Here is a 23,026-nt window from a genome sequence, read left to right as displayed (position 1 = left end):
CAAAATTGACTATTACAGAGGGCCATTATGCAGATCAAAATTGGAGAAATTGAATCAAAATTAAATAATATTATCGAAGAAGAAGGGGCTGCTTACTTCGTACTAATAGATCCTGACGAAAAAAACTACCGAGAAATCGCAAATCACGTTAAGGATTACGCTGATGCGATAATTATCGGGGGAAGTATTGGAATCATTAACCTTGATGAAGTTACAAAAGAAATCAAAGAAATCACCGGCCTTCCAGTAATTTTATTCCCTGGAAACGTTGACGGAGTTACAAAAGAAGCCGATGCAGTATTATTCATGAGTTTGATGAACTCGAAAAATACCTACTGGAACATGACTGCACCAACCCTTGGAGCCCTCACGATTAAAAAATACGGACTTGAAACACTCCCAATGGCCTACCTTGGAATTGAACCGATAAGCAAAACTGCAGTTGGATTTGTAGGTGAAGTAAATGAAATTCCTCAGAAAAAACCTGAAATTGCAGGAATTTACAGTCTTTCGGCATCATACTTTGGAATGAGATGGGTTTACCTTGAAGCTGGAAGCGGTGCAGAGTACCCAGTAAACAATGAAATGATTGGAGTTTCCAAAAAATTAAGTGGAATAAACATTATCGTCGGCGGAGGAATAAGAACTCCAGAAGTAGCTTACGAAAAAGTCATGAGCGGTGCTGACGTAATTGTAACCGGAACTTTAACTGAAAAGGACCCTAAAGCAGTTGAAGAAATGAAAAAAGCTATCAAAAAAGCTGGAATGGATAAATTAAAAATGTTATCTAAAAAATAAAAAAATAAAATAAAAATTAACTTAAATTATTTCGATTTTTCCCTGATTCCACTCAATTACGTGAGTTTCTTTTTTAGACAAATCCTGTATCGGGACAATTCCCGGCGTAGGCTTGATACCCATTCTTTTCTGGAAATCGGTTTGTTCTTGGAACGTACCGCTGTTTATCATCCTGACTCCATGATAATTACCATAACCGTTGATATGAATGTGTCCGGTGTGGAAAATATCTGGTTCTGTATGTATTGCCAAATAATCGATATGTTCCGGAGCTATTGGGCACCGTCCACCGTATGTGGGACATAAATGCCTTCTTTTTAAAAGTTCTTTCATAATTGATGGAGGGTTTGTATATTGAGCTACGGAAACCTGTCCAATAATATCATCAAAACTTCTGCCATGATACAATAATAAATCAAGGCCGTGCATGTTTACAACACCAGGATTTCCAACAAAAGTTACATTCTCTTTTGGAAACAGGCTTGTTATCGATTCATCAAATGTAGGCTGCGGTTCCGCAGGTCTTAGCGCGTCGTGGTTTCCAGGAGAAATTATGAATTTTATGTGCTCAGGAACCTGTTCTAAATAAGCTGCAACTTCTGCATACTGCGAAATTATATCCACATCATAGAGATCGTACTCCTGACCAGGATAAATTCCAACACCATCCACCAGATCCCCTGCAATTGAAATATATTTCAATCTACTTACTATTTTTTCTTCTAGACCACTATTTACTTCCCCGTTTAGGAATTTAATAAATTTTGCAAATACTTTGTTTGAAAACTCGTGGCTTCCAACGTGAACGTCTGACAAAAATGCAGTGTATATTTTTTCGTCTGTTGTTTTTGTAGGCTTAGGGGTAATATCGGGCCTAAAAGCCCTATCCACAAACATTAAGTCTCCTTTATCGTTAATAGTTCCTTCAAAACCTATGACTTCATCTAAAAGAACGTCTGATGGAAGATCTCCTTTATCCATTTTGTCTTTCATCAAAAGTAGCCTGAAAGTTCCGTTTTCGTCCTCCAATTCAATCATTTTGTGTCCGTTTTTAGTGGTATTCGCGTCTGACACAATCCCTGCAATGAAAACTTCATTTTCTTTTTTTCTTCTGAAAAGCTGGTTTAAGGGATACGCTTTCTTTTGAACCTTTAATTCGATTATTTTTCTTAAAGTACTGCATCTATCCTTAAAATATTTTACAAAGTCGTCGAGTGTACCCTCACACGTTGATTTTCCAGTAACGTCGTATTCGTCGTAAACGTGTATTTGTGCTTCGATATCTTTTGCGTAGTAGTTTATTTTGTTATTAACACTTTCTCGAATAGACCTTATTTCTAAAAGCCTTTCTTTTCGCTCTTCTTCCAATTTTTTATGTATTTCATCGAGCTCGGGCTCTTCTTCCCCAACGTCTTCCAAATCGAGATCATAAACTTTAGTTTCTTTTTTAATTTCTTTTTCGATAGGAACTTCCGGTTCAACAGGCTCAAAATCATCGTGTTCCACAATTTTCTGATTTTCTGACGCCACTTCGTTTGATGTGTAGTATGCTAAAAAATCGAATTTTCCGTAGTCTTCAAAAATATTTTTTAAATTATTTCCCAAAAAAATGTTTAAAAAATGTGAATCAAGGAGTATAAAATCGTCCTTTTTACTTTTAAATTCTTTTATCTTATTGAATAAATCTGAAAAATCTTCAGTATCAAGATTTTGGATTCTTGAGTAGGAATCCTGGGCTAAAAGTACCTGGATGTTTAAAAAGTCGTTTATCATAATTTCACGGTTATTCTGATTTTTTTACATGTCTGTTAATGTTGTGGCACAGGTAATCAAGAGGATGAATTATATCTTTCCTTGAACACGTCGAGTCCGGCCTGCAGTAATATCCAAGCCCTTTTCCACCATCATCACGCCAGTTTTTGCAGTACTCGCAGTGCGTTATATGGTTTGCGACTTTGTACCCAATATTATGACTTATATAGTATTTAGTTTTTTCAACATCGAAATCCCCAACAGATTTAAAAATATTTATTATTTGATCTAAAAATCGTTCGATTTGTTCTTCCGTTGCGATATCCTGCGCACTTCTGTTTGTAATTGTTCCTTCTTCGATTGGCCTTAAATTAGGATCGAATTGAGATACAAATCTATAAACAACAAAACTACGCCTTGCGTAGTGCGATGGAGAACCGCCGGACAATATATCGTTTAAAATTTCCCTCATGCATGGAGGATGCCATTCTTCTGGAATTTCTCCAGAATATTCTTTAGTACTTACCCGAATTCCGCTTTCGATATTGTAATCTATTTTAATTTCTGAAAATGCTTCTTCCGATTTTTTCACGAGCAGATCTTTTATTTCCGTTGGCATTTGTGCATTTCGAACTTTATCAACGTAATCTTTAATTTTTAACCTTATCTTTTCGAAATTATAGATTGACTGCCGTTTTTTATTCAATAGAACAATATCTCCTTCGAGAATCATTCTTTCAAGGTGTAAATCGTTATTCCTTGAATTTGCCGCAACATTGATAAAATCCCAAATATTTACTCGCGAATCCCCCTCTTCAAGAGGTATTTTTTCTGCATATTCTTCTGCAAGCTTTTTGATGTAAATATTGTGATTTTTAGAGTTTGCTGCAAGTATAAGTGTTAAATAATCTATTTTTTCTGAAAATATATCAATTTCCCCAGTACTACATACGCCTAAGAGATTTTGATATTCTCTTGAAAACTCCGAAAATTCTTTTTCATTATCTTCTTCTGTTACTTCGGGGTTTTTATTCCAAAATAAAAGTTTTAAGCGATATTTGATTAATTTAAGGTTTGAACTATCATTTATTTCGTCAATCAAATTCAAATCCCGAATACTTTCCATGTTGTCTAGAAACACTGAAATCACAGATTAACAAATTATAATTTATTCGTTCATTTTGTAGAGGAAAATTGCAACTTCGCCAATTGCCCCAATATTATTCTCTAAGATATGCATTCCATTTCCTTTTTCGAGTTCTTTTTTTGAAAAACCTGAAGAATTTCCTGAAAAAATGATTAAATCCCTTTTTCCAATTGATTTGAAGTCGATTTTTTCACTTGCAATCCCCCTATCTGCTACCAATATTACTCGTTCAGGGTTTAATATCTCTACTGCATCGTCGATGTCTTCGAGAAACATTAAATTTTTATTCAATTTTATCGCCAGTTTCTGAGCGATTGGAACTCCATTTTGAGCTGCTGAACCTGTTGCTCTTGTAAATATTACTGAATCAATCCCCATTCCAAAAACTGTCTTTGTAAATTCTTCTAGCTGTTTTGAACTAAAAGTGTTGTGAAGTGCGATAAACATGAGCATCCTCTTTGTTATTTTTCATTTTAATTTTATTTTGTTATTATTCGTTAAAATATTTTTTAACTTCTTTTGCAATTGCTAAAGATAGTGAAGGGGGAACGCTTTCCCCAACTTGGTTGTACTGTGCAGTAATTCCACCTGCAAAAATATGAGTATCAGGATAACTCATGAGTCTTGCCTGTTCTCGAACTGTTAAAAGCCTATCTTCATCAGGATGGATAAACCGCCTTTTTCCCATCACAGTTTCAGAGTTTCCTTCCATTGACAGCCTTATGTAGTTATCCAAAACTCCACCACATGCTTTGAACTTAACTGCTGATCCGCCAATCTTAATTTTATGAATATTCTTTGCAATTTTTTCTGGAAGCGGATATTTTTCATTGTTTATTGCATTTCTATCGATATTTGATAAAGCAGTTTTTACATCTATATTATCAGTTTTTTCGAGATTTAAGGGAATATTGGAAATAATTACCCGTTTTCTAAGTGAAGGGTTCCCGTAATTTTCAGAATCAAAAACATGAAAATACAATTCATCGTACCCCACTCTTGAAAACTCTTTTTCTAGATTTTCTCTGGTTTCGTAGTTTAAAATCCCGGGAACGTTTTCCATTACAAAAACTTCTGGAGAAATATCGCCAACAATTCTGATATATTCTAAAACCAGTCTTCCAACTTCATCCCTATAAAGCCTGTTGAATGGGATCTTTTCACGATTTGGATTTGCACCCGTGTATCCTTCACAAGGTGGCCCCCCAATAACGAGATCTATTTTTGAATCAGAAGTATTTTTAATTTTATTCGTTATGTATTTTGAATTTATTTCTCTTATATCCTCATTGATTACGACAGGATTTAAATTTTCATAATTATTTGATTTTTTAAAATCTTCGATATCATTTTGAACCAAAAAATCTTCGAGTTTAAAATAGATTTCTTTTTCTAAAAATTCGTTTAATTTTTTTTCAAAAACCATTCCATTGTAATTTAAAGCATAGGAATTTGCCGCATTTTCGTCCAGTTCAATTGCCAAAAGTGGTTTAAATCCCATTTCGACAAATCCTCTCGAAAACCCGCCACATCCACAGAATAAATCTATAAAATTCATTTTTCCCACGTAAAAATAAGTGCTGATAACCATATAATTGTGATTACCTATAAAAATACATGGTGCTTAAATGACTCATTCAGATCAGTTACAAAATTCAAATCATGGAAAAATTTTGAAAGATTTGGAGATTAAAGACCTCCTTAATTCTTCAAAAAATATTGCAGTTATCGGAATTTCAAAAAATAGCAGAAACCCGAGTTTTTTCGTTTCTAAATATTTGATAGAATCAGGATTTAATGTTTATTTTGTAAATCCAAACTATTCTGGTGAAAAAATACTGGATCATACTGTTTATTCAAATATTTCTGAAATAAAAGAAAAAATAGACATTGTATCAATATTTGTAAACCCTTCAAGAACCATTGTGATTGCCGAAGATGCGGTTAAATTAGGATTTAAGGCTTTCTGGTTCCAGCTTGAAACTTCAAATAGAGGGACTATAGATTATGTTTTAAAAAACGGTTTTGATGTTGTTTTGGAAAAGTGCATTATGGTGGAACATCAAAAATTTTTATAGTTTAAGGAAATAGTTATTTTGATTTAAAAAAGGTGACTTTGATGAACATTTTAAGAAGGGGAAGACTTGGAAGCAACGTCAAGGAAGACGTGATGAAATTCACTACAAGCCTTGAATTCGATAAAGAAATCTTTGAAAGCGACATTTTATGTGATATTGCGCATACCACAATGCTTGTCGAACAGAATGTGATTTCTGAAGAAAATGGTAAAAAAATAATTGCAGAACTTAAAAAAATAGCAGAAAAAGGCATGGAAACTCTTGATCTTGATCCATCACTCGATGACATTCATATGGTTATTGAAAGCGAATTGATAAAAGAACTTGGTGAAGATGTTGCAGGCAGAATGCATACCGGAAGGAGCCGAAATGACGAAGTTGCAACTGATTTAAGGCTTTCTTTGAGGAAAAAAGTTCTTGAAATAATTACCCATTTGATAACAATGGAAAAAAACATGCTTGCGGTTTCAAATGAGCATAAAGAAACACTTACTGTCGGATACACGCACTTACAGCAAGCACAACCGGTAACTTTCGGACATCAAATTTTAAGCCACATTTCGGCAATTGAAAGAGATATTTCAAGGTTTTTTGATACATACAACAGAATTAATCTCTCTCCGCTCGGATGCGGTGCAATGGCTACAACCGGATTTAATTTAAATAGGAAAAGAACTCAGGAACTTCTTGGATTTTACGGTTTAATCGAAAATTCAATGGATGGAGTGTCTTCAAGAGATTTCATCGTTGAAACAATGGCAAATATCTCGATGCTTGGAACAAACCTCTCAAAAATATGTGAAGAACTCGTCGTGTTTTCGAGTGCGGAATTTAACACCATTGAAATTGCAAACGAATACACGTCAACCTCTTCGATAATGCCGCAGAAAAAAAATCCCGATGTTGCAGAAATTACCAGGGCAAAACTTTCAACGTTAAATGGGGAACTTGTAACCGTTTTAACGATTATGAAAGCGCTTCCAAACACATACAATAGAGATTTACAGGAAATCAGCCCGCATCTTTGGAAAAGTGTCTACACCTTGATTGATAGTATTCAGATGGTTGACGGAATGATATCAACTGTTAAAGTAAATAAAGAAAGAATGAAGGAAAATGCGGAGAAAAACTACTCTACTGCAACAGAACTTGCAGATACGCTTGTTAGAGAATGCGGAATTGCATTTAGAATGGCGCACGGTATTGTTGGGGAACTTGTGAAAAGATCTATCGAAGAAAAAGTTGAAATTAAAGAAATAATTTCAGAAGTTCTTGAAAAAAATAACCTTTCATTAAGCCAAGAAAAAATTGATACTGCACTTGATCCTTTCGAAAACGTGAAATTAAGAAATGTAATCGGCGGACCTGCACCTGAAGAAGTAGAAAGAGCAATTTCATCATTTAATGAAAAAATTTCAGCTTATAAAGAAAATTTAGATGAAAAAATTGCTGAAATCGAGTCTGTTAAGGAAAATTTATTAAAATAAAAATTAAAAAAATTATAAAATATTAAAAACCCTTTTTAAAATTATAGTTGCGTAGCTTCCTTTCTTTAAACTAAATTCTAAAGCTATTTTATATTTTTTTGAGTTTAATTCGTCAGATTTAAACGTTCCAGTATTGATATCTTCAGGAATTGAAATAATCGGTCTTTTCGTGTATTTTAATTTTCCAAAGTCCAATTTCTCAAAATCTGAAAATTTAATCCGTTCTTTCTTTAAAATTGCATTTATTATCTTTTTTTCTGAATCTGTGTATTCTACATCGGAAACTATTGTTGGAAAGTCCATTTCTTTTAATTTACAAAATAATTCTTCATCTATAGATTCATAAAACAAAAATGTTCCGCATGAATAATCAACGTATTTTCTATTTTCTTTTGGAATAATTTCTTTTAAAAACTCTTTTAAACATTCATTCCACAGATAGCTTTGATACGCAGAGATAAATAGCTCTTTCAATCGATTGTCAACATATTTAAACGCTTTTTTGAAATCATTTTCGTATTTTAACGATTTAACCATGTTTCTAAACATTTTACTTCTTATCTGTTTTTTATCAATATATTCCAAGCATTCGTCCCAACTGCCCCAATTTTTCGCAATAAATCGTTTTAAATCCTTTAACTGCTTTTTTTCACTTTTTGTGTAGCTCGTTAAAAGTATTTTAACGACTTCTTCGTAATTGCCTTTCAAAATTTCTTTTGCTATAAATTTACCGTTAAATACACTCCCAAATCTCTGGTCGTCGTAGTAATTGGGTGCGCCAAAACCTAATGCTCTTATATTATCCGCAATCCTTAAAAATTCGTTTTTATCAATGGCCCTTGCTATAATTTCAAATCTGTTTCCATACAATTTTCCGATTTTTAAGGGTTTTTCAATGTTTCCAATATATTCAAGCTTTAAATTATCTTCATTGAGGGACAATTTACCATATTCATTTGGAATAGAAACGTACTGCGTTGTAATCGCGTGCCTATCCTTCAAACCACAGTACCCAATTTCTTTTGTAGGAACTTCAAGGTTTTTTGAAAGATACGATATCGCTTTTAAATTTTCTATTCCGTTTTTTTGGAGGGCATATAGCGAATAATTTCCAGAATCATTTAATTCATAATCTAAAATCTCATTTACGATGAAATCTTCGTGTTTTTGCCTAAATTTCATGATGCACCCATTAAATAGTATTCATCTGATCTATTTCTTTCAAAATATCAGAGTCGTTTCTTTTTACTGCAATTTCTCGAATTTTTTCGATTATTTTTAAGTTTTTACCACACAATTCTCGATATTCTTTACAGTACTCCAAAATATCTCTGTAATGGTCTTCAATTAGGCTTTTATTGTATTTTGATAGTTCGTATGCTACGAGACCTTTTAATGTGGATTCTTTTGAAAATAAAAATACCGGATGAAGCCAGATAACCAGTTTTTCGTCTTCGTACTCCATTACATTTTCTATTTTTTCTAAATCCATGAATACGTCGATATATACCAAAACTTCGGAAATATCTGAATCTTCTGAAATCTTCAGAACTATTGATTCCAAATTTACATCGAATTCTGAGATTTTAATGTCGAGTTCTTCGTCGCTCAATTCATTCCACAGTAATATTCTTTCCCTGTGTTCATATGCAGCCGCTGAAAACGTCTTTAAAATAACTTCGAAAGTATTGTCTAATGAAAAACTGTATTTGTCCGATTTTCTCGAAGAAAGGTGTATTATCATTATTCCGTCATCTATATGTTTTAAATTCACTTTTCTGAGAGTATATTTTCTGTTTGTTGCTTCAAAACTTGGTAATTCGTCGCAGTCCAGTAAATTTTTTATAGAATACCTTTTGCCATCCAAATCCCATAAATTAAGTCCTTTGAATTCAACGTCGAGTGTTTCAGCCATTAAAAGATCTTTTGAATAATCATCAATATTCTTTAAAATATCTCTTAAAATCCTGTTTATAAGTTGATTAGACTCCATTTCAGTCACCATTCTATCCGCCGTGCCTTAAGTACCATCCACGATCCATTATATTTTTGATTAATTTTCCGTTGTATTTTCCAATTCCGAGTAACTCTTTGTTTTCGTTAAATACTGCGACTTTTCCATCCCCAACAACTTCGATGATTGAAGTATCGAAAACGTCTCGTTCGTAGAGGAATAAACTTTCGCCTTTTTCATTTATCCGTGCATAATTTTTTTCAATGTACTTTGAAACCATGGTTATGCCTTCTAATGAAGGTAAAAACTTTTCTTTTCCGGAGATTTCTTCGAGCTCGCCGACATTTATTCCTACACTGTAAATATCCTTGTGATTTTTCAGAGATTCGAGAGCTTTTGAACTTACGTAAACTACGTTTTTTGATTTGCCTTTTAGTATTAAAAAATTCTTAAAATCAAGCTCTTCAGCTTTTTTACCAATATACCTAGAAATGGCCGCTTTTATGGCGCTAATTTCTGAGTTTTCAAGCTTCCTGTGTTTCATAATATCCCGCTTAAATTAGATCTTATAACTATTTAGAACGTGTAACTATATATAACAAATTATAAAAAAGTCTGGATAATTAGTTGTTTTAAATTAATTAAAATCAATGAAAATAGATAAAAAATATTATTTTTGAGATCTGCGAATTGTTGTTTTAACATAACTTTCTATCTTTTTATCTATCTGATTTGAAAGGCTGTTTAGCATTTCAAGGTTTTTTTCAGAGATATCTATTTTTTCGGAAACATATCTTGTTTTTTCCAATTTTTTTACGCCATTTAATAATTCAAGGTCTGAAAAACTACTGTAAAGTTCTCTTCCTGTTGATTTTATTTCATTTTCCACAGTTTTTCCTTCTTTTTTACCATAAATTGAAAAAAGCGGGAATTTTGTAATTACATTCGATCCTGCCATTACAAGCGGCCCGATATTTGTGAGTTTATCAACCCATGTTCCAGATATTATCTTTATTTTTGGGAAATTTAGCCTCACACTTGAAACCCAGTTCATGTAATCAAGGGTCGTTACTGAAGTTTTTCCCTCGAAAATAGTTTCATTTTGGGGGTTTAAAGAATAAAACGTAATCCTATCTAGATTTAATTCCTCAATCAAATTTAAGAGTAATTCAATGTCGTTTTCAGTTTCTCCCATTCCCAAAATTATCGTAATTCCCGTTTTAAGCCCCATATCTTTTGCTTTTTTTAACATTTCTTTAGTATTCGACAGTGGCTTTCCAGGGCATACTTCTTCGTGTAATTTTGGATTTACAGTTTCTACTGCTCCGACGACCCCTTCAACGTTGTTTAAATTTAACTTTTCAAAATCAATTATTCCAACGTTTAAATACTGTTTTGCCTGCTGAACATATGAAACCATTTCTATGGTGTCGTTTAAATCTTCAGTTGTGTATCCATATCCTCCAGAAATGAATTCAAGCTTCCAGCCGATTCTTTTCATTATTATACTTTCTGCTAAAATGGATTCTGGCTTTCTTCTTGCTTTTAAAGGGTCTTTTATTTTTTCCTTTTGTGTTGACATGAAGCAGAATTTACAAGGGTTTTCTAAATTGCAGTACCAGCCTAAAAAAAGGGCCCGTTCTAAACTAGTAATATTTCCGTGGTGTTTTTCCGTTAATTTAAATGCATTAATTGAATTTTCCAAAATCTCCGCAGAATTCATAATATCTCCTGATAAATTTAAAATAGTTGAGTAAAAGATAATATACTACCAGAATTTTAGGGGTTATTTTCGTGAACACATTATCTGAATCTGATTTAAGTGTGACCTTGAATATAAACTATAGAGGTAAGCAGATTACAAAAACTCAAGCCGAAATATTAAAACTGGTTTCTGAAACAAAATCACAGAATAAAGTCGCGGAAATTTTAGGCATTCCTCCCTCAACAGTAAATATTCAGATAAAAAGACTTGAAAATAAGTTAGATTTAAAATTAATTCATTCTTCTCCAGCAGGAACTATGCTATCCGATGATGCGGAACGTATTGTATCTTTTTACAATGCATACCTTGAAAGAACTTCAAAAGAAAAATTTATTGCATGCGGATTTATAAGTGGGGAAGTTGGAAGACTTCTTTTTGACGATGTACTTGTTTCGTCATTTTCTAATGTTTTAAAACTTTATAAATCAAATTTAACGAGTATAGTCGGAATTGACGACCCATACTGGAGCTACAGGCTTGGTGATCCAGTTCCAGTTGCATATGATCACTTTGTAATGGTTTCGAGAGACAGATTTGACTTTAAAAATCTTCTTGGAGTTAACTATTCAGCCCACAGGATCGTTTGGAAAACCCTTAAAAATGAAAAAATAGATTTTAAGGTATCAAAAGTTGTAAAAAACCCATTTTATGCGATAGATCTGTTAGAAGAAGGATACAGTATGTTTTTGAATACCTGTCTTTTAAGGTATGTCAAAAAAGATTATTTAATCGAAACTCCTGATTATTACGATAAAACAAGGCATACAGTAAACTTTATTTTAAATAATTCTATTTTAGAAGATGACTTTGAAGAATTACTCTATAAAAAAGAAAAAGAAATAAAATCTGCAGGTTTTGAACCTGTTCTGTAATTTTTGAAATTATTTAAAATCATCTGACAACTAGTTTTGACATAATTTTTCCAACGATCGGGGAAAGAAAATATGCCGTAGGAAACGCTATAGGGTACCCAATTAAAAATACATTTGGCCAAAAGGCTAAAACTTCTAAACTGAATCCTCGATTTACCAAAGTCATTACTAAAGACATTGCCAATGCCATTACGCCAGACATTAATAATACAAACGTTACTCTTTCGTATTTTTTGGGGATTATCATTCATTCACCGTGTAAATTAGATCTAAAATTTGGATTTGAGTAAAAAATAATAAAAAGAGTGTATGTTCAAAGTATAAAAAGTAAAAATAATATGTTTAGTTATTGAGGAATGTTTCCGCCAGGAACCATTACGGTAAGTTTTACCTGTTTTACGCCCTTTTGTGACGTAAGTTTGTCGGTTAATTCTTTGATTTCTGATGCATCCCCTTTAACGAGAACCACCTCCATACAGTGGTCGTGATCGAGGTGCATATGGATTGTTGCAACGATTAATTTCTCATAATCGTGCTGTATGTTTGTTAATTTCTCCATTACGTCTGTGGAATGGTGATCATAAATAATACTGATCGTTCCAGCCCGATCCCCTTCAAGGCTGTGAATCCACTTATGTTTTATCAGATAATCTCTGATAGAGTCCCGTATGGCCTCACTTCTGCTTGCATATCCTCTTTCTTCGATTATTTCGTCGAATTCTGCAAGTAAATTTGTAGGTAATGAAATACTTATTCTATCCATATCTACCATCGTATGCCTCCCCTAATTTCTTAACTGAAATTACATGTACTAGGTAGTAACTTTGTAATATTTAATAATATCTTAAGAGTCCTATTTAAATATTATGTAATAATAAGGTGAAAAACTTTGAGCGTTATTATCGGATACTATGGAAAAAACGGAGCCGTTATTGCAGGCGACAGTCGGAATTTACTGTTTAAAGGAATTAAAAGTAATAGAGAAAAGCTTGAAGAGCTTCTTTATTCGGGAAAAATTAGGACTGATGAAGAATTAATGAAAAAAGCTTCTGAATTTGATGTTAATGTATATATTAATGATTCCGAAGAAAAGGTTAGGATCTTAGGAAATTTACTATGTGGCGAAATCAAGTCCATTGGTAAAGACTCTAAAAGAAGACGAATGTACCTTTCGAAAGAAAAATGTGCAGTACTAGACATTGAAAATGATCAGATAACCAACAAATCAGTAAAAACAGGGTCGGGAATTGTTGTATTTGGAAATAAATACATAAAAAGTCTTGTTGAATCGGAAATTAAAAAATACATAAAAGATATTTTGAAAATGAGTGTAAAAGAAATTAAAAATTTATTTGAAAAAATACTGGAAAAAACAGAAAATGCAACCTTAAGCGGTAAGTTCGAATATTACTTTGTTGAAACCTACGAAAATAACTTTGAAATGGCCGTTGAAGATGATTTAAACGAACTCTTCGAGTATAGAAAAGAATTATCTTTAAAAATGGTTGAAATGCAGAAAGTAATGATGATTGCCGATAAAATTGTAAAAATAGGGGATGTCGGGAAAATTGAAAATGGAAACTTAGTTTTATACGATGACTTCCTCGCAATAGATAAAATATGTCCAGAACCCACAATATACTGTGAAATAGAAATTACTGGGGAGTTTATCGAAGGTGATGTTATAACAATTGATAATGAATCTTTAAAAGTAAAAAGAACTGGTAATCCAGTAGTGGTTGAAAAAATAATCTGTAAAAAATAATAAATTAATTAAATTTAACTTTTTTTCCGATTAATTCTGTGTTTAAACCTGAAGCTTTAACTTCAAACATCCTATTTGATTTTACTTTTGAATTATAGGTTTTCCACGGAATTAAGTTGCTTGCAACATCAACAATTGTTTCATCTTTTAAAAAAATCACGTCTATTGAATATTTCATAAAAAATGTGTGGATATGTAGTTTTCTATTTCCATATTTAAAGAATAATCCCTCATCTTCTGAAATATCTCTAAACATGAGCCCGAATGCCCGTTTTATAAAATTATCTGCAAGTTTTACAGAATAAATTTTACCATTTAGTTCTAGAGGTTTTGAACTCATTTTTTACTTCCTCTCTTGTACGGCACTGGAACGTACTGCACTGATGGCCTCTGGTTCACAGGTTGCCTGTAAAGATCGAATAATGCATAAACTATTTCTGGTAAATCGGTGTTCACTTCGATTCCGAGTTCCCTTAACTTTCTAATTGTTAATGGATAGTCGTGAGTCCACTTTCCAGTAGAAAGCGTTTCTGATAAGTATTTTGCTTTTTCTTCGCCCATTTTATCTTTCAATATTTCGTAGACGAATTCTTTAACCTGAAATATTGCTTTTCTTGAGATATCTCCCAAAATTAAAGTTTCGTCATCCAATTCATCAGTGTATTTCGTATTTATCGCGTTTATAATTGAAGCTGCAGGGTACTGGCCAACTTGTGGATCTACTGGCCCCATGACTGCATTTTTATCGATTATTATTTCGTCTGCTGCAAGGGCAATTAAACTTCCGCCACTCATTGCATAGTGCGGAATAATAACTGTTGTTTTTGCCTTGTGTTCCTTTAGGGCTGTTGCAATCTGTTCACTTGCAAGTACGAGTCCCCCGGGAGTGTGAAGAATTAAATCTATTGGCATGTCTTCAGGAGTCATCCTAATTGCCCTTAAAATCTCTTCACTGTCTTCTATTGTAATATATTTATAAAGTGGAATTCCAAAGAGGGCCAATTGCTCCTGTCTGTGTATCATGACAATTGCACGGGTTTTTCTAACAGCTTCGAACTGCTTTATAAATTTATACCTTTGTAAAAGCCTGTATCTAAAAAGCACCTGCGGATAGAGGAATAAAAATATGAAAAATATCCACATAACTGATGATGGATCCATTTTGACGGCCCCCGTGAAAATTGTCTTTTGCTCCAATAAAGTCCTTAAATATCCTAAATATCTTATCGTATATATTCTTTTTATATTAGAGTAACATACTTACTTAACCTTATATAATATCTTACTATAATCAAAATTATTCATCTAAAGGAAGAGGTGCACTGATGAGCAATATCCATATCAGTAACCTGAAACTCAAAAAAAATCTTCAAAAACCACCAGTAGATCCTGAAGAAGCCCTGTGTTTAAAATACGTGATTTTAGAACCGGTTGGTTTTCCAATAAATGTTAATGGCGAGAATTTAAAGGTTAGTGTAGAAGATCATGCATTATTTAACTCATACGCTCGAGAACAGTGGGAAAACGAGATTGTAAAAGAAGGCAGATACATATTTGACAGTACAATTATTCCCGAATACGCATTCAAGGTTATTTCGCTCTACCCGAAAGATGGAGGGATTATTACAAAAGATACATTATTTAAATTAGAAAACAGTTGTAAAGTTGTAAATTCTCCAAAATTCAAAGAAACTAATTTTGAAGAAGTTATCGGGCAGCTTGATGCAAAGAAAAAGTGCAAAATAGTAATAAAATACCTTGAAAACCCGGAAATTTTTGGAGAATGGGCACCAAAAAACATTTTGTTCTACGGGTCGCCCGGAACTGGAAAAACAATGTTGGCAAGGGCCCTTGCAACTGAAACTGAAGTACCACTTTATTTAATAAAAGCTACTGAACTTATTGGTGACCATGTCGGAGATGGCTCAAAACAGATTGAAAGTCTGTATGAAAGTGCGTCAGAAAACACCCCTTGCATAATATTTATTGATGAGTTGGATGCAATTGCACTCAGTAGGCAGTTTCAGTCATTAAGAGGAGATGTATCTGAAGTAGTAAATGCGCTCCTTACAGAACTCGATGGAATAAAAAATAATTTAGGAATTGTGACAATTGCTGCAACAAACAACCCAGAACTGCTAGATACTGCAGTTAGAAGCAGATTTGAAGAAGAGATTGAATTTAAAATGCCTGATGATGGCGAAAGATTAAAAATCCTCGAATTATATGCTAAAAAAATGCCTATAACAGTAAATGCAGACCTTAAAAAATACGTTGAAAAAACAAAAGGAATGAATGGAAGAACGATTAAAGAAAAATTCCTAAAACCTGCACTTCATAAAGCAATTTTAGAAGATAGAACTTCGATTGAAGAAAAAGATCTCGATGAAATAATTAAAAAACTCGTTAAAAATACTACTCCGTTAAATTTATACGGATAAGCTATAGTTTTATACGGTACTATACTGGTAGGTAGTAGAACCCCGATAGTGTAAAACAGGCGATACCTTGAGAGATACCAAAACTTACAGATTAGAAGTTACATTTCCTGCAGATCAGGAAGATGAAATTAAGAGAATGGCAAAAGAATGTGGATTTAAAGACGTTATGAAATATGCAAGAGTTTCTATGAAATGTTATTACACAATGAAGACGTTTTAAGGTCTGTCATTGACTTTAACTCTGATTGGAGGTTGTATTGGAAAATACAAAATCCATCAATACCTCTTTTGAAGACCATAAAAGAATCGTGGTCGAAACTGCTGAAAAAGTAAACTACCGTAAGAAGAATTTAAAGATCTTTTACATACTAAAGAAGAAAACTTAAACTTGCTACGTTTTGTTCCAAGTTCTGACAAATCCTGCAATTATCTAAAGATGGCCCGATTAATGCAGAAAACTAATTTAAATTATAATCATACTGATAAATATTTTTTTAATTTCAACCACTTAAAAAAAATAGACTGATATTTACGCAAATAATTATGTAGATGGTTATGTAGGTAATAAATTTACAGAAAAGTATCTGAGAGAAATAAATCTCCCAAACGGTAAAAAGTGTCGAAATATACTTGATTTCCCCAAATCAAATATAAAATCCCCAATTTAAAATCCAACGTTTTAATCCCCAAAACATTTACTATTTTAAAAATGTCTGTTCAGGATCATGGAGGAAAAAGTCCTCCTATCGACCATATCAAAAAGTAAATATTAATAGATTTCTAATTAATTTTATCGATCATACACGATCCAAAAATCTAATATACATATCTTAAGACACTTACCCGTTAATCATTTTAAAAAGAGTAATTTTCAAAATTAAAGGATTATATGTAATTATATTCCTTTTGAATTATTTACTGACATTTAAGCGAAACGACTTTGCTCATTATTTATACATTATGTTTCCGATTAAATTATGATATTTTATATATTATTTATGCCCTATATCAATAATGTTTTTATGTCCCCAATAATCCAAACGATAATGAATTTTACTAATCCTCAAAAAAAGTTTACCCCAATATGAATAACTACATGACACTTTTTACATACCCTCACGTGAAAAGCAGTGAATTCATATCACTTTTACCCTGGGTGACATAAAAACCCTTTTTTCAATTAAAATTTAAAAATAGTATTTTTTTAAGAATTTAGAAAAGTTTTATTTCCAGCGAATGTTAAACTCGTTTACTTTTAGATTTTTATCGACCATGACCATGATGCAAAATACAATTGCAAAAGAAAGTACTTTATCCAAGAGATTTGCAAAAAATCCACTTATATTTACAGAAACAAATAAATCAATTCCATTTTCAACCAAAAGGGCAGTTATTCTATCAAGTTGTTCTCCAGCAACCCCTCCAAATGCCATATAACTTATCGTATTTCCAATGACTGAAGCAACTATTGAAATAAATATTGATACAACAAAAACTGTTTTTAAATTAAATGGATATTCTTTGAAAATGTATCCAGTAATAAGTCCTATCAGTATATTAACGCCCGCAAAATAGAAATAGCCAGAATCTACCAAAAAACCAAGTGCAATGTTTGTTGCAAGTCCGACAGCTGCACCAATTATCGGCCCCATTAAAACTGCTGAAAAGATAGTTCCGGTAGAATCCAAAAATGCAGGAATATTTAAAATAGGAACTACCTGTGCTCCAACAATGTTAATTCCGATCGAAAGAAGTATTAAATACCGATATAGTACTTTTTTATAGTCTTCACGCTCAATCTTTAATTCATTCATCTTTTCGTCCACAATATCCCCTCTTTAGGTAATAATTGTTTGTTTTCGAAAGTATATATAATTTAAAGGTTTAATCGTGGATTTTATTAAAAATTTAAAAAGATTAATTTAAAATTCAACAGGGTGTCCTTAAAATTAAAAAGAAGGTTAATCTTCCAAATTAAAAGAAAATACGCTTTTTTAATTTATTTAAGAAATGAATTCAACCCAGATTTTCCGTTTTATCAAAATATCCCCACTTTTTCATCTTCTGGCAAATCCAATAGTTAAATTTCCTTTTACGTCTGTCGTTTTAATTAATCCCTGTTTTAAACTGTAAGTTACAGGCTGTTTACTGGCATATCTTGAAAGTATATGGGGTAATAAAACACTCCTCCACTGAATTTCGGATGAATGACTTTGAAATAAATCTAAATTGAATAGTGCCTAAAAATGTAACAAATACGCAATAAATGATTGACGATATAAAAAATAAGATTATTAGCATTTAACAATTGCCAATAATATCCGTAAGAAATTATAAATATAGTGATAATTTCTTTTTTAAATTTTTTAAAAAAATAGGTATTTAATTTTTAAATTTAACTGCGGTTCCGTAGTATGTGTATTCTACCATTTCTTCGCCAGTTTCTTCTGATTTGTATGAAACTGAATCTAATTTTACGCTTATTATTGCATCTGCGCCATCTTCATTTCCTTTTCTAAATAAACCATATAATGCTTTCTTTTTAGCTTCCATTTGGTCTTTTGTACCTGCTTTAGCAGCTAATGATCCCATCACAAATCCTGTGTAGCTTTCAATTTCTTTTCCTTCGATTTTGTCACTTGTTGTTACAATCATAAAAAATCACCTTCTTTTTTCAAAATTAATATGGGATGCAGATATATATCAATTTCTAAATAATTCCATCATTTAAAGAAATCTTCAATTTTAACCTGCTTTCTCTTGTCGTTTACAAACAAACTGTCAATTCCAGACCTTATGATTTCGAGTCTTTGTTTTATGTAGTCGCTTGCATTGTACTTTTCAGCCATTGTTTGTGAAACGTCCATGTACTTTTCAACAGCCCCTTTTGAAACTGTTAAAATCAGTCTGCTTCCACATTTTCTACAAATCCCTTTTAGAGGCATCCTTCGGTATTTTGCACCGCATTTACACCGTACTCCTTGCCTTGAAAAAGCCCTTAAATTTCCAATTAAATCAGGAACAAAATGCGATTGGATAACCTTTTCCGCCACATCCCTTTCATCAGTTGCCCTAATCTTTTTTGCAACCGCGAGTTGAGCTGAGGTCTTTTCCATCATGGAACCCAATGTTTTGTATGCACAAACAAGCGGCCCTTCATCTATTTTCAAAGTTTCATGCGTATATCCGATTCCTTCGTACTGACTCTCTTTGTCAAGCCTGTCTTCAACAGTCTCCATTATTTTTTTGATTTCTTTTGGAGCAATTCCTTCCAGAGATTTTTCGTAGAATTCAAGAGGGTATTCCCACATCGAATCCATGTTATGGACCTCACCATCCACCTCTTTCGGATCCAAAATGGTTGTAAGAACCAGTGGCGCATCCATCTGGCCCCCTCTTTTATCTGGCAAGAATCTCTTTGAAAAATTCATGAATGCATCTAAAAGTAGGAAAAATGCATCTTCATCCCCATCACAGTTTCTTCTTTTTGAAGCATGGAAGTAAGGATGAGCGTACCCTACGTTTGCTTTGCTGTATCCAATGATCCTTCCAACCATTCCTGCGGAGGTGTGTGGCGCCATTCCAATTATTAAATGCCCTACAAGCTCTTCTCTTTTATTCACGTTGTAAAATCTATCTTTTTTGTAGTATTTTTCCAAAAGATCATCTATAAATTTTGAAACATTTAAAAAGTAATCCATGCAGGATTCAGGAACTATGACATCTTGAACATTTAATTCGAGTACCTGATTTTCATTTTCAAGCGGATTTCCGTGAATATCTTTCAAATATCCCAGAGATTTCAGTTTTTCGATATCCCCGTGTATTTCTACAGGCCTGAAATGAGTTACCGGAACATCTGTACAGTCAAACCTTGTAGTGCCGTCTTTAAATACAAATATATCGTTTTTTGCCCTCAATATTGCTTTTTCTAAGGGTTCGATTATTTTATCCTTTGAAGTCATCCCCTTAATACATTTTACATCGCCAGCTTTGTTTATCTTCAAATTTTCGAGCGCTTTGTACCAATATTCTTTTATTGGAAGTTTTATTCGCGAAGGTCCACTTGGTTCAACAGAACTTCCGCAAAATGGACATGTTCTGTACAAACTTACATTTCCACAGCTGCATTTTACATTTGAAATTTCAATTTCGTCAGTTTTTCCCTCGTCAACAGCTTTGTTTATAAGCCTTACAAGTGCCCCGGCATTTCCAATTGGGAAAAGACCATTTACCGGTGGTTTCATCTTTCTGGAAGCTGCCTTTTCTGGCCTACCCATTCTTGCACCAACGTATATGTAAGCATTTCTTCGAATTTCAAATGGCGCTATTGTATTTATAAAGTGCATGTTATTTTTCGTATTTTGAAGTTTTTCTTCGATATCTTCTACAACATCTTGTTTCTCGTCAAAATCATATCCTAATGAATATAATAACGGATAATATTCGAAAATTTCTACTTTTTCATCCACTACTGTGTGCGGACATCCGATAAGTTCCAAATACCGTTTTACAATTGAAATTTCTGGGTCTTCTGGATCATATGTCAATCCCCAAGAATCATTGCTTTCATTGTATCTCCCACCAATAATCCAGTTTCTAAGAACATTGATATTATCTTTAGAAATATCGTGCCAGAAATATGTATATTTTGGATGAAGTGGCGTATTTGTAAGTTTAGCATATTTTACTACTTCTTTTTGATCGGGATTTTCTATAAATTCTTTTGTATATTCTAAATTTTCTGATTTTAAGATTTTTTCATACCACTCGGTACACCAACTGCTTGGAAGTATCGTGTGGTTGTTTTCCAAGAAATCCCCATAGTTTACCAAAATATCCCCTAAAAAGAGAATTTCTTCAACGTCATCCCGATATTGTTTTGCTTTTTCGACCGTATCTATTTTAAGTACACTTTTATCGTTTAATTTAACTATTGGACCTTCGATACTATCAACAGGAACTACACATGTTGCTTTTCCAGGTCTTTCGGTTTTTAACTGCGTTCCTACAGCCATGAAGTCGTCAACCAAATACATTATTGCAGGGTGAAAACCATCTGTAGCAAATCCTGTATTTCTACTTCTTCCATATCTAAGTCTGAACCCGCCTTTTTTAGAGGGGTGTGAAAATACAGGCCTTCCTGCAATAACTTCCCCAATAAACTTGGTTACAGCCTCCACTTCATAATCTTCGTATTGTGATAGGTCTTCTTCCTCTTCGTAGTTAAATTCATCATTTTCTTCTTCAATTTCTTCGACTAATTCTTCTTTTTTGCTTTTTAACTCTTTTAACCAGTCCCATCCTTCAATGCCTAATTTATCAACGTGTCTTAAAATTTTAGGTGCTTTTAGAAGAACACCCTCAACTAGTGCTAAAAGAGCACCGCCCCTAATCTGGTTTGTTTCTATTCTAGGTAAATCCCTGTGTCCACTAACTTCAACGTCGTCTGTTGCCTCCCCAGTAATTTCTACAGATATATTTCTAACGGCCACCCGGATTTCTTCAGCTTTTGGCTGGTATTGGAATGTAGTAACCTCGGACTGGTATAAATCCACTTCTTCCCCGTATCTTTCAACTTCATCGTCTGTTGGCTTAAATTTATCTAATCCCATGTTTTTTCTAACGTAATCCCCAACAAGTACGGCAAGTGCCTGAGCAGTTCCTCCTGCACTCCTAATTGGTCCTGCAAAGTAGATTGCAAGATATTCACCACCATCGTTGTTTTTCTTAATTTTAACGTGTGCGATACCTTCTAGAGGTGCTGCCACGATTCCTTCCGTGATAACTGCTAACGCTGTTCTTACGGCTTGTTCTGCTCCAACTTCTCGCCCGAACTCACCAAATTTTCCTTCAACTATTTCTTTTGCAATTTCAAGTGCCGCAGGTTCTTTTCCTAAGTCCGATACTAGTTCCCTGATACGTTCTGCAACATTTTTTGGACCGACAATTCCCTCTACCCTATCTGCCATATCTTTTGCCAGAGGTATCTCAACGTGGTCTGTTACATCGTATCCAGATTTCCTGCATCCCTCTGCAAGATCGTAAAGGTTTTTTACATTATCTAAAATATTTTTGAAATATTCAGTCATTCCTTTTGAAGCTGAAACATGGAGCATGATTATCACGATTAACGTTAGATTAAAAGTAGTTAGATGATTTAGGTTTTGAAAGCATATATAGTTTTAACAATTTGTGTGGAACATATATAATGGCCAATGTATAAATTAATATTATGGGTATAAGTGGGGGACTATTTTGAAAATTCTTGTATACCGTTCGGAATATGGTTCAAAATACCATAATCTCGAAGAAATAGAATATATAGAAAAACATAGCAATAAAATTGAAATTTTCTTTAAAAACCGTGTTTTGAGTGTTAATTATCTTGATATCCATCATGCCGATGAATTTAAAAAATTTGTAATGACTTTCGAGGGTTTTTTACAGAATGGAATGTGTATTTTGGAAATACCTTATGAATTTGATGTACAGTGAAAACTTTTTTAAAATTTTGTAAATTTTTTTAAAATGGCATCGGGGCTATAGCCTGCCTTCTGTAATTTCGGTGACATTCAGCTTAGCGCGTAATGCTTGCACCCGTGTAAAATAAGGTCGTTTCATCGATTTTCTAAGAATCCTCAATTTTGAAATATCATAGTCATATTTCTTAGAACCGTGTCGTTTCTATACCTTATTCATTCCTTCTCAGGACATCTACACAATTGGGTGGGCAGAGCTTCCTCCCAAATGGATAGTCACCAGCCCCCTTGCCATGAGTTCGGACATATGTCACCCGAAAACTCGAAAGTTAAACGAATAAAAAAAGTGACTAACGGCGTCACATTGTTCCCACCAGATGGCAGTACTTAATGAATCGCTGGAGGGCTTAATTTCCGAGATCGGGATGGGATCGGATGTAACACCTCCGCTGTGACCGTTATGTCAAAGAGTTAAATTAAAAGTG

23 protein-coding genes, 1 rRNA gene and 1 other RNA gene are annotated in these 23,026 nt (G+C 33.3%); 8 read left to right on the top strand and 17 right to left on the bottom strand.

Annotation, left to right across the window (positions count from 1 at the left end):
• Positions 1–27 precede the first annotated feature (27 nt).
• Complete coding sequence (locus MMARC5_RS08565) at positions 28–798, top strand: phosphoglycerol geranylgeranyltransferase (protein ID WP_011869421.1); 771 nt, start codon at positions 28–30, stop codon at positions 796–798.
• A 21-nt stretch (positions 799–819) separates the two neighbouring features.
• Here MMARC5_RS08565 and MMARC5_RS08560 read toward each other — a convergent pair whose 3' ends face one another.
• From MMARC5_RS08560 to MMARC5_RS08545, 4 genes are read right to left on the bottom strand one after another with little or no spacing between them, the layout of a single operon-like run.
• A complete protein-coding gene (locus MMARC5_RS08560) occupies positions 820–2,571 on the bottom strand; it encodes a DNA-directed DNA polymerase II small subunit (protein WP_011869420.1) in 1,752 nt (583 codons plus the stop codon).
• A gap of 10 nt (positions 2,572–2,581) precedes the next feature.
• Entirely contained in the window at positions 2,582–3,691 is a 1,110-nt protein-coding gene (locus MMARC5_RS08555) for a hypothetical protein (RefSeq protein ID WP_011869419.1), read from the bottom strand.
• Positions 3,692–3,718: 27 nt separating this feature from the next.
• A complete protein-coding gene (locus MMARC5_RS08550) occupies positions 3,719–4,144 on the bottom strand; it encodes a RecB-family nuclease (protein ID WP_011869418.1) in 426 nt (141 codons plus the stop codon).
• Positions 4,145–4,187: 43 nt separating this feature from the next.
• Positions 4,188–5,255, bottom strand: a complete 1,068-nt coding sequence (locus tag MMARC5_RS08545) for a DNA cytosine methyltransferase (protein ID WP_048058532.1) — start codon at positions 5,253–5,255, stop codon at positions 4,188–4,190.
• Positions 5,256–5,325: 70 nt separating this feature from the next.
• Between MMARC5_RS08545 and MMARC5_RS08540 the strand changes: the two genes are divergently transcribed.
• Positions 5,326–5,775, top strand: a complete 450-nt coding sequence (locus MMARC5_RS08540; protein WP_011869416.1) for a CoA-binding protein — start codon at positions 5,326–5,328, stop codon at positions 5,773–5,775.
• 41 nt (positions 5,776–5,816) lie between these two features.
• Positions 5,817–7,262 (top strand): argininosuccinate lyase, encoded by a 1,446-nt coding sequence (argH, locus tag MMARC5_RS08535; protein ID WP_011869415.1) that lies wholly within the window; start codon positions 5,817–5,819, stop codon positions 7,260–7,262.
• A gap of 12 nt (positions 7,263–7,274) precedes the next feature.
• On the opposite strand, the gene truD is transcribed toward argH, so the two are convergent.
• The 4 genes from truD to MMARC5_RS08515 form a co-directional block, all read right to left on the bottom strand.
• Complete coding sequence (gene truD / locus MMARC5_RS08530; RefSeq protein WP_011869414.1) at positions 7,275–8,444, bottom strand: tRNA pseudouridine(13) synthase TruD; 1,170 nt, start codon at positions 8,442–8,444, stop codon at positions 7,275–7,277.
• Positions 8,445–8,454: 10 nt separating this feature from the next.
• Positions 8,455–9,255, bottom strand: a complete 801-nt coding sequence (locus tag MMARC5_RS08525) for a hypothetical protein (RefSeq protein WP_011869413.1) — start codon at positions 9,253–9,255, stop codon at positions 8,455–8,457.
• Between the two features lie 13 nt (positions 9,256–9,268).
• Positions 9,269–9,760: a PUA domain-containing protein gene (locus MMARC5_RS08520; protein ID WP_011869412.1), complete on the bottom strand. Its 492-nt coding sequence runs from the start codon at positions 9,758–9,760 to the stop codon at positions 9,269–9,271.
• 126 nt (positions 9,761–9,886) lie between these two features.
• Positions 9,887–10,939: a radical SAM protein gene (locus MMARC5_RS08515; RefSeq protein WP_011869411.1), complete on the bottom strand. Its 1,053-nt coding sequence runs from the start codon at positions 10,937–10,939 to the stop codon at positions 9,887–9,889.
• 71 nt (positions 10,940–11,010) lie between these two features.
• Between MMARC5_RS08515 and MMARC5_RS08510 the strand changes: the two genes are divergently transcribed.
• A complete protein-coding gene (locus MMARC5_RS08510; protein ID WP_011869410.1) occupies positions 11,011–11,853 on the top strand; it encodes a helix-turn-helix domain-containing protein in 843 nt (280 codons plus the stop codon).
• 19 nt (positions 11,854–11,872) lie between these two features.
• On the opposite strand, the gene MMARC5_RS08505 is transcribed toward MMARC5_RS08510, so the two are convergent.
• Together MMARC5_RS08505 and nikR are read right to left on the bottom strand one after the other, a co-directional pair.
• On the bottom strand, positions 11,873–12,100 hold the full coding sequence (locus MMARC5_RS08505; RefSeq protein ID WP_011869409.1) for a DUF2798 domain-containing protein: 228 nt from the start codon (positions 12,098–12,100) through the stop codon (positions 11,873–11,875).
• Positions 12,101–12,199: 99 nt separating this feature from the next.
• Entirely contained in the window at positions 12,200–12,625 is a 426-nt protein-coding gene (gene nikR / locus MMARC5_RS08500; RefSeq protein ID WP_011869408.1) for a nickel-responsive transcriptional regulator NikR, read from the bottom strand.
• A 117-nt stretch (positions 12,626–12,742) separates the two neighbouring features.
• On the opposite strand from nikR, the gene MMARC5_RS08495 reads away from it, so the two are divergent.
• A complete protein-coding gene (locus MMARC5_RS08495) occupies positions 12,743–13,618 on the top strand; it encodes an MJ0548 connectase family domain-containing protein (protein WP_011869407.1) in 876 nt (291 codons plus the stop codon).
• 4 nt (positions 13,619–13,622) lie between these two features.
• On the opposite strand, the gene MMARC5_RS08490 is transcribed toward MMARC5_RS08495, so the two are convergent.
• Entirely contained in the window at positions 13,623–13,958 is a 336-nt protein-coding gene (locus MMARC5_RS08490) for a DUF192 domain-containing protein (RefSeq protein WP_011869406.1), read from the bottom strand.
• Positions 13,955–14,779 carry an SDH family Clp fold serine proteinase gene (locus MMARC5_RS08485; RefSeq protein WP_011869405.1) on the bottom strand — a complete coding sequence of 275 codons (825 nt, stop codon included), beginning with the start codon at positions 14,777–14,779 and terminating at the stop codon, positions 13,955–13,957. The genes MMARC5_RS08490 and MMARC5_RS08485 overlap by 4 nt, the downstream gene beginning before the upstream one ends.
• A 164-nt stretch (positions 14,780–14,943) precedes the next feature.
• Between MMARC5_RS08485 and MMARC5_RS08480 the strand changes: the two genes are divergently transcribed.
• Both MMARC5_RS08480 and MMARC5_RS09705 read left to right on the top strand, forming a co-directional pair.
• Positions 14,944–16,059, top strand: coding sequence for an AAA family ATPase (locus MMARC5_RS08480; protein WP_011869404.1), 1,116 nt, complete (start codon positions 14,944–14,946; stop codon positions 16,057–16,059).
• A gap of 67 nt (positions 16,060–16,126) precedes the next feature.
• Positions 16,127–16,279 carry a hypothetical protein gene (locus MMARC5_RS09705; RefSeq protein WP_011869403.1) on the top strand — a complete coding sequence of 51 codons (153 nt, stop codon included), beginning with the start codon at positions 16,127–16,129 and terminating at the stop codon, positions 16,277–16,279.
• A gap of 1,003 nt (positions 16,280–17,282) precedes the next feature.
• Here MMARC5_RS09705 and MMARC5_RS08475 read toward each other — a convergent pair.
• The 3 genes from MMARC5_RS08475 to polC all read right to left on the bottom strand — a co-directional run bounded on the left by MMARC5_RS08475 (position 17,283) and on the right by polC (position 22,178).
• Entirely contained in the window at positions 17,283–17,885 is a 603-nt protein-coding gene (locus MMARC5_RS08475) for an ECF transporter S component (protein WP_011869402.1), read from the bottom strand.
• A 556-nt stretch (positions 17,886–18,441) separates the two neighbouring features.
• Positions 18,442–18,714: a heavy metal-binding domain-containing protein gene (locus MMARC5_RS08470; RefSeq protein ID WP_011869401.1), complete on the bottom strand. Its 273-nt coding sequence runs from the start codon at positions 18,712–18,714 to the stop codon at positions 18,442–18,444.
• Between the two features lie 68 nt (positions 18,715–18,782).
• The gene (polC, locus tag MMARC5_RS08465) at positions 18,783–22,178 is read right to left on the bottom strand and encodes a DNA polymerase II large subunit (RefSeq protein ID WP_011869400.1); all 3,396 of its coding nucleotides are present in this window, start codon (positions 22,176–22,178) and stop codon (positions 18,783–18,785) included.
• Between the two features lie 139 nt (positions 22,179–22,317).
• On the opposite strand from polC, the gene MMARC5_RS08460 reads away from it, so the two are divergent.
• Positions 22,318–22,557, top strand: a complete 240-nt coding sequence (locus MMARC5_RS08460; protein ID WP_011869399.1) for a hypothetical protein — start codon at positions 22,318–22,320, stop codon at positions 22,555–22,557.
• A 36-nt stretch (positions 22,558–22,593) separates the two neighbouring features.
• Here MMARC5_RS08460 and rnpB read toward each other — a convergent pair.
• Positions 22,594–22,833: RNase P RNA component (rnpB, locus tag MMARC5_RS09540), an RNA gene on the bottom strand.
• 56 nt (positions 22,834–22,889) lie between these two features.
• Positions 22,890–23,004 (bottom strand): 5S ribosomal RNA (rrf, locus tag MMARC5_RS08455).
• Positions 23,005–23,026: the final 22 nt, after the last annotated feature.

It is taken from the genome of Methanococcus maripaludis C5, assembly GCF_000016125.1.
Taxonomy (GTDB): domain Archaea; phylum AGJL01; class Methanococci; order Methanococcales; family Methanococcaceae; genus Methanococcus; species Methanococcus maripaludis_D.
Note: the sequence above shows the minus strand (reverse complement) of the source record. Positions and strands in the feature narration are given on the sequence as shown.

Coding starts and splice junctions, on each gene's coding strand:
- MMARC5_RS08480 (WP_011869404.1), top strand. CDS start 14,944: ATGAGCAATATCCATATCAGTAACCTGAAACTCAAAAAAAATCTTCAA.
- MMARC5_RS08540 (WP_011869416.1), top strand. CDS start 5,326: ATGACTCATTCAGATCAGTTACAAAATTCAAATCATGGAAAAATTTTG.
- MMARC5_RS08560 (WP_011869420.1), bottom strand. CDS start 2,571: ATGATAAACGACTTTTTAAACATCCAGGTACTTTTAGCCCAGGATTCC.
- MMARC5_RS08565 (WP_011869421.1), top strand. CDS start 28: ATGCAGATCAAAATTGGAGAAATTGAATCAAAATTAAATAATATTATC.
- MMARC5_RS08515 (WP_011869411.1), bottom strand. CDS start 10,939: ATGAATTCTGCGGAGATTTTGGAAAATTCAATTAATGCATTTAAATTA.
- MMARC5_RS08525 (WP_011869413.1), bottom strand. CDS start 9,255: ATGGAGTCTAATCAACTTATAAACAGGATTTTAAGAGATATTTTAAAG.
- nikR (WP_011869408.1), bottom strand. CDS start 12,625: ATGGTAGATATGGATAGAATAAGTATTTCATTACCTACAAATTTACTT.
- MMARC5_RS08550 (WP_011869418.1), bottom strand. CDS start 4,144: ATGTTTATCGCACTTCACAACACTTTTAGTTCAAAACAGCTAGAAGAA.
- MMARC5_RS08545 (WP_048058532.1), bottom strand. CDS start 5,255: ATGAATTTTATAGATTTATTCTGTGGATGTGGCGGGTTTTCGAGAGGA.
- MMARC5_RS08505 (WP_011869409.1), bottom strand. CDS start 12,100: ATGATAATCCCCAAAAAATACGAAAGAGTAACGTTTGTATTATTAATG.
- MMARC5_RS08470 (WP_011869401.1), bottom strand. CDS start 18,714: ATGATTGTAACAACAAGTGACAAAATCGAAGGAAAAGAAATTGAAAGC.
- MMARC5_RS08490 (WP_011869406.1), bottom strand. CDS start 13,958: ATGAGTTCAAAACCTCTAGAACTAAATGGTAAAATTTATTCTGTAAAA.
- MMARC5_RS08485 (WP_011869405.1), bottom strand. CDS start 14,779: ATGGATCCATCATCAGTTATGTGGATATTTTTCATATTTTTATTCCTC.
- truD (WP_011869414.1), bottom strand. CDS start 8,444: ATGAAATTTAGGCAAAAACACGAAGATTTCATCGTAAATGAGATTTTA.
- argH (WP_011869415.1), top strand. CDS start 5,817: ATGAACATTTTAAGAAGGGGAAGACTTGGAAGCAACGTCAAGGAAGAC.
- polC (WP_011869400.1), bottom strand. CDS start 22,178: ATGCTCCATGTTTCAGCTTCAAAAGGAATGACTGAATATTTCAAAAAT.
- MMARC5_RS08520 (WP_011869412.1), bottom strand. CDS start 9,760: ATGAAACACAGGAAGCTTGAAAACTCAGAAATTAGCGCCATAAAAGCG.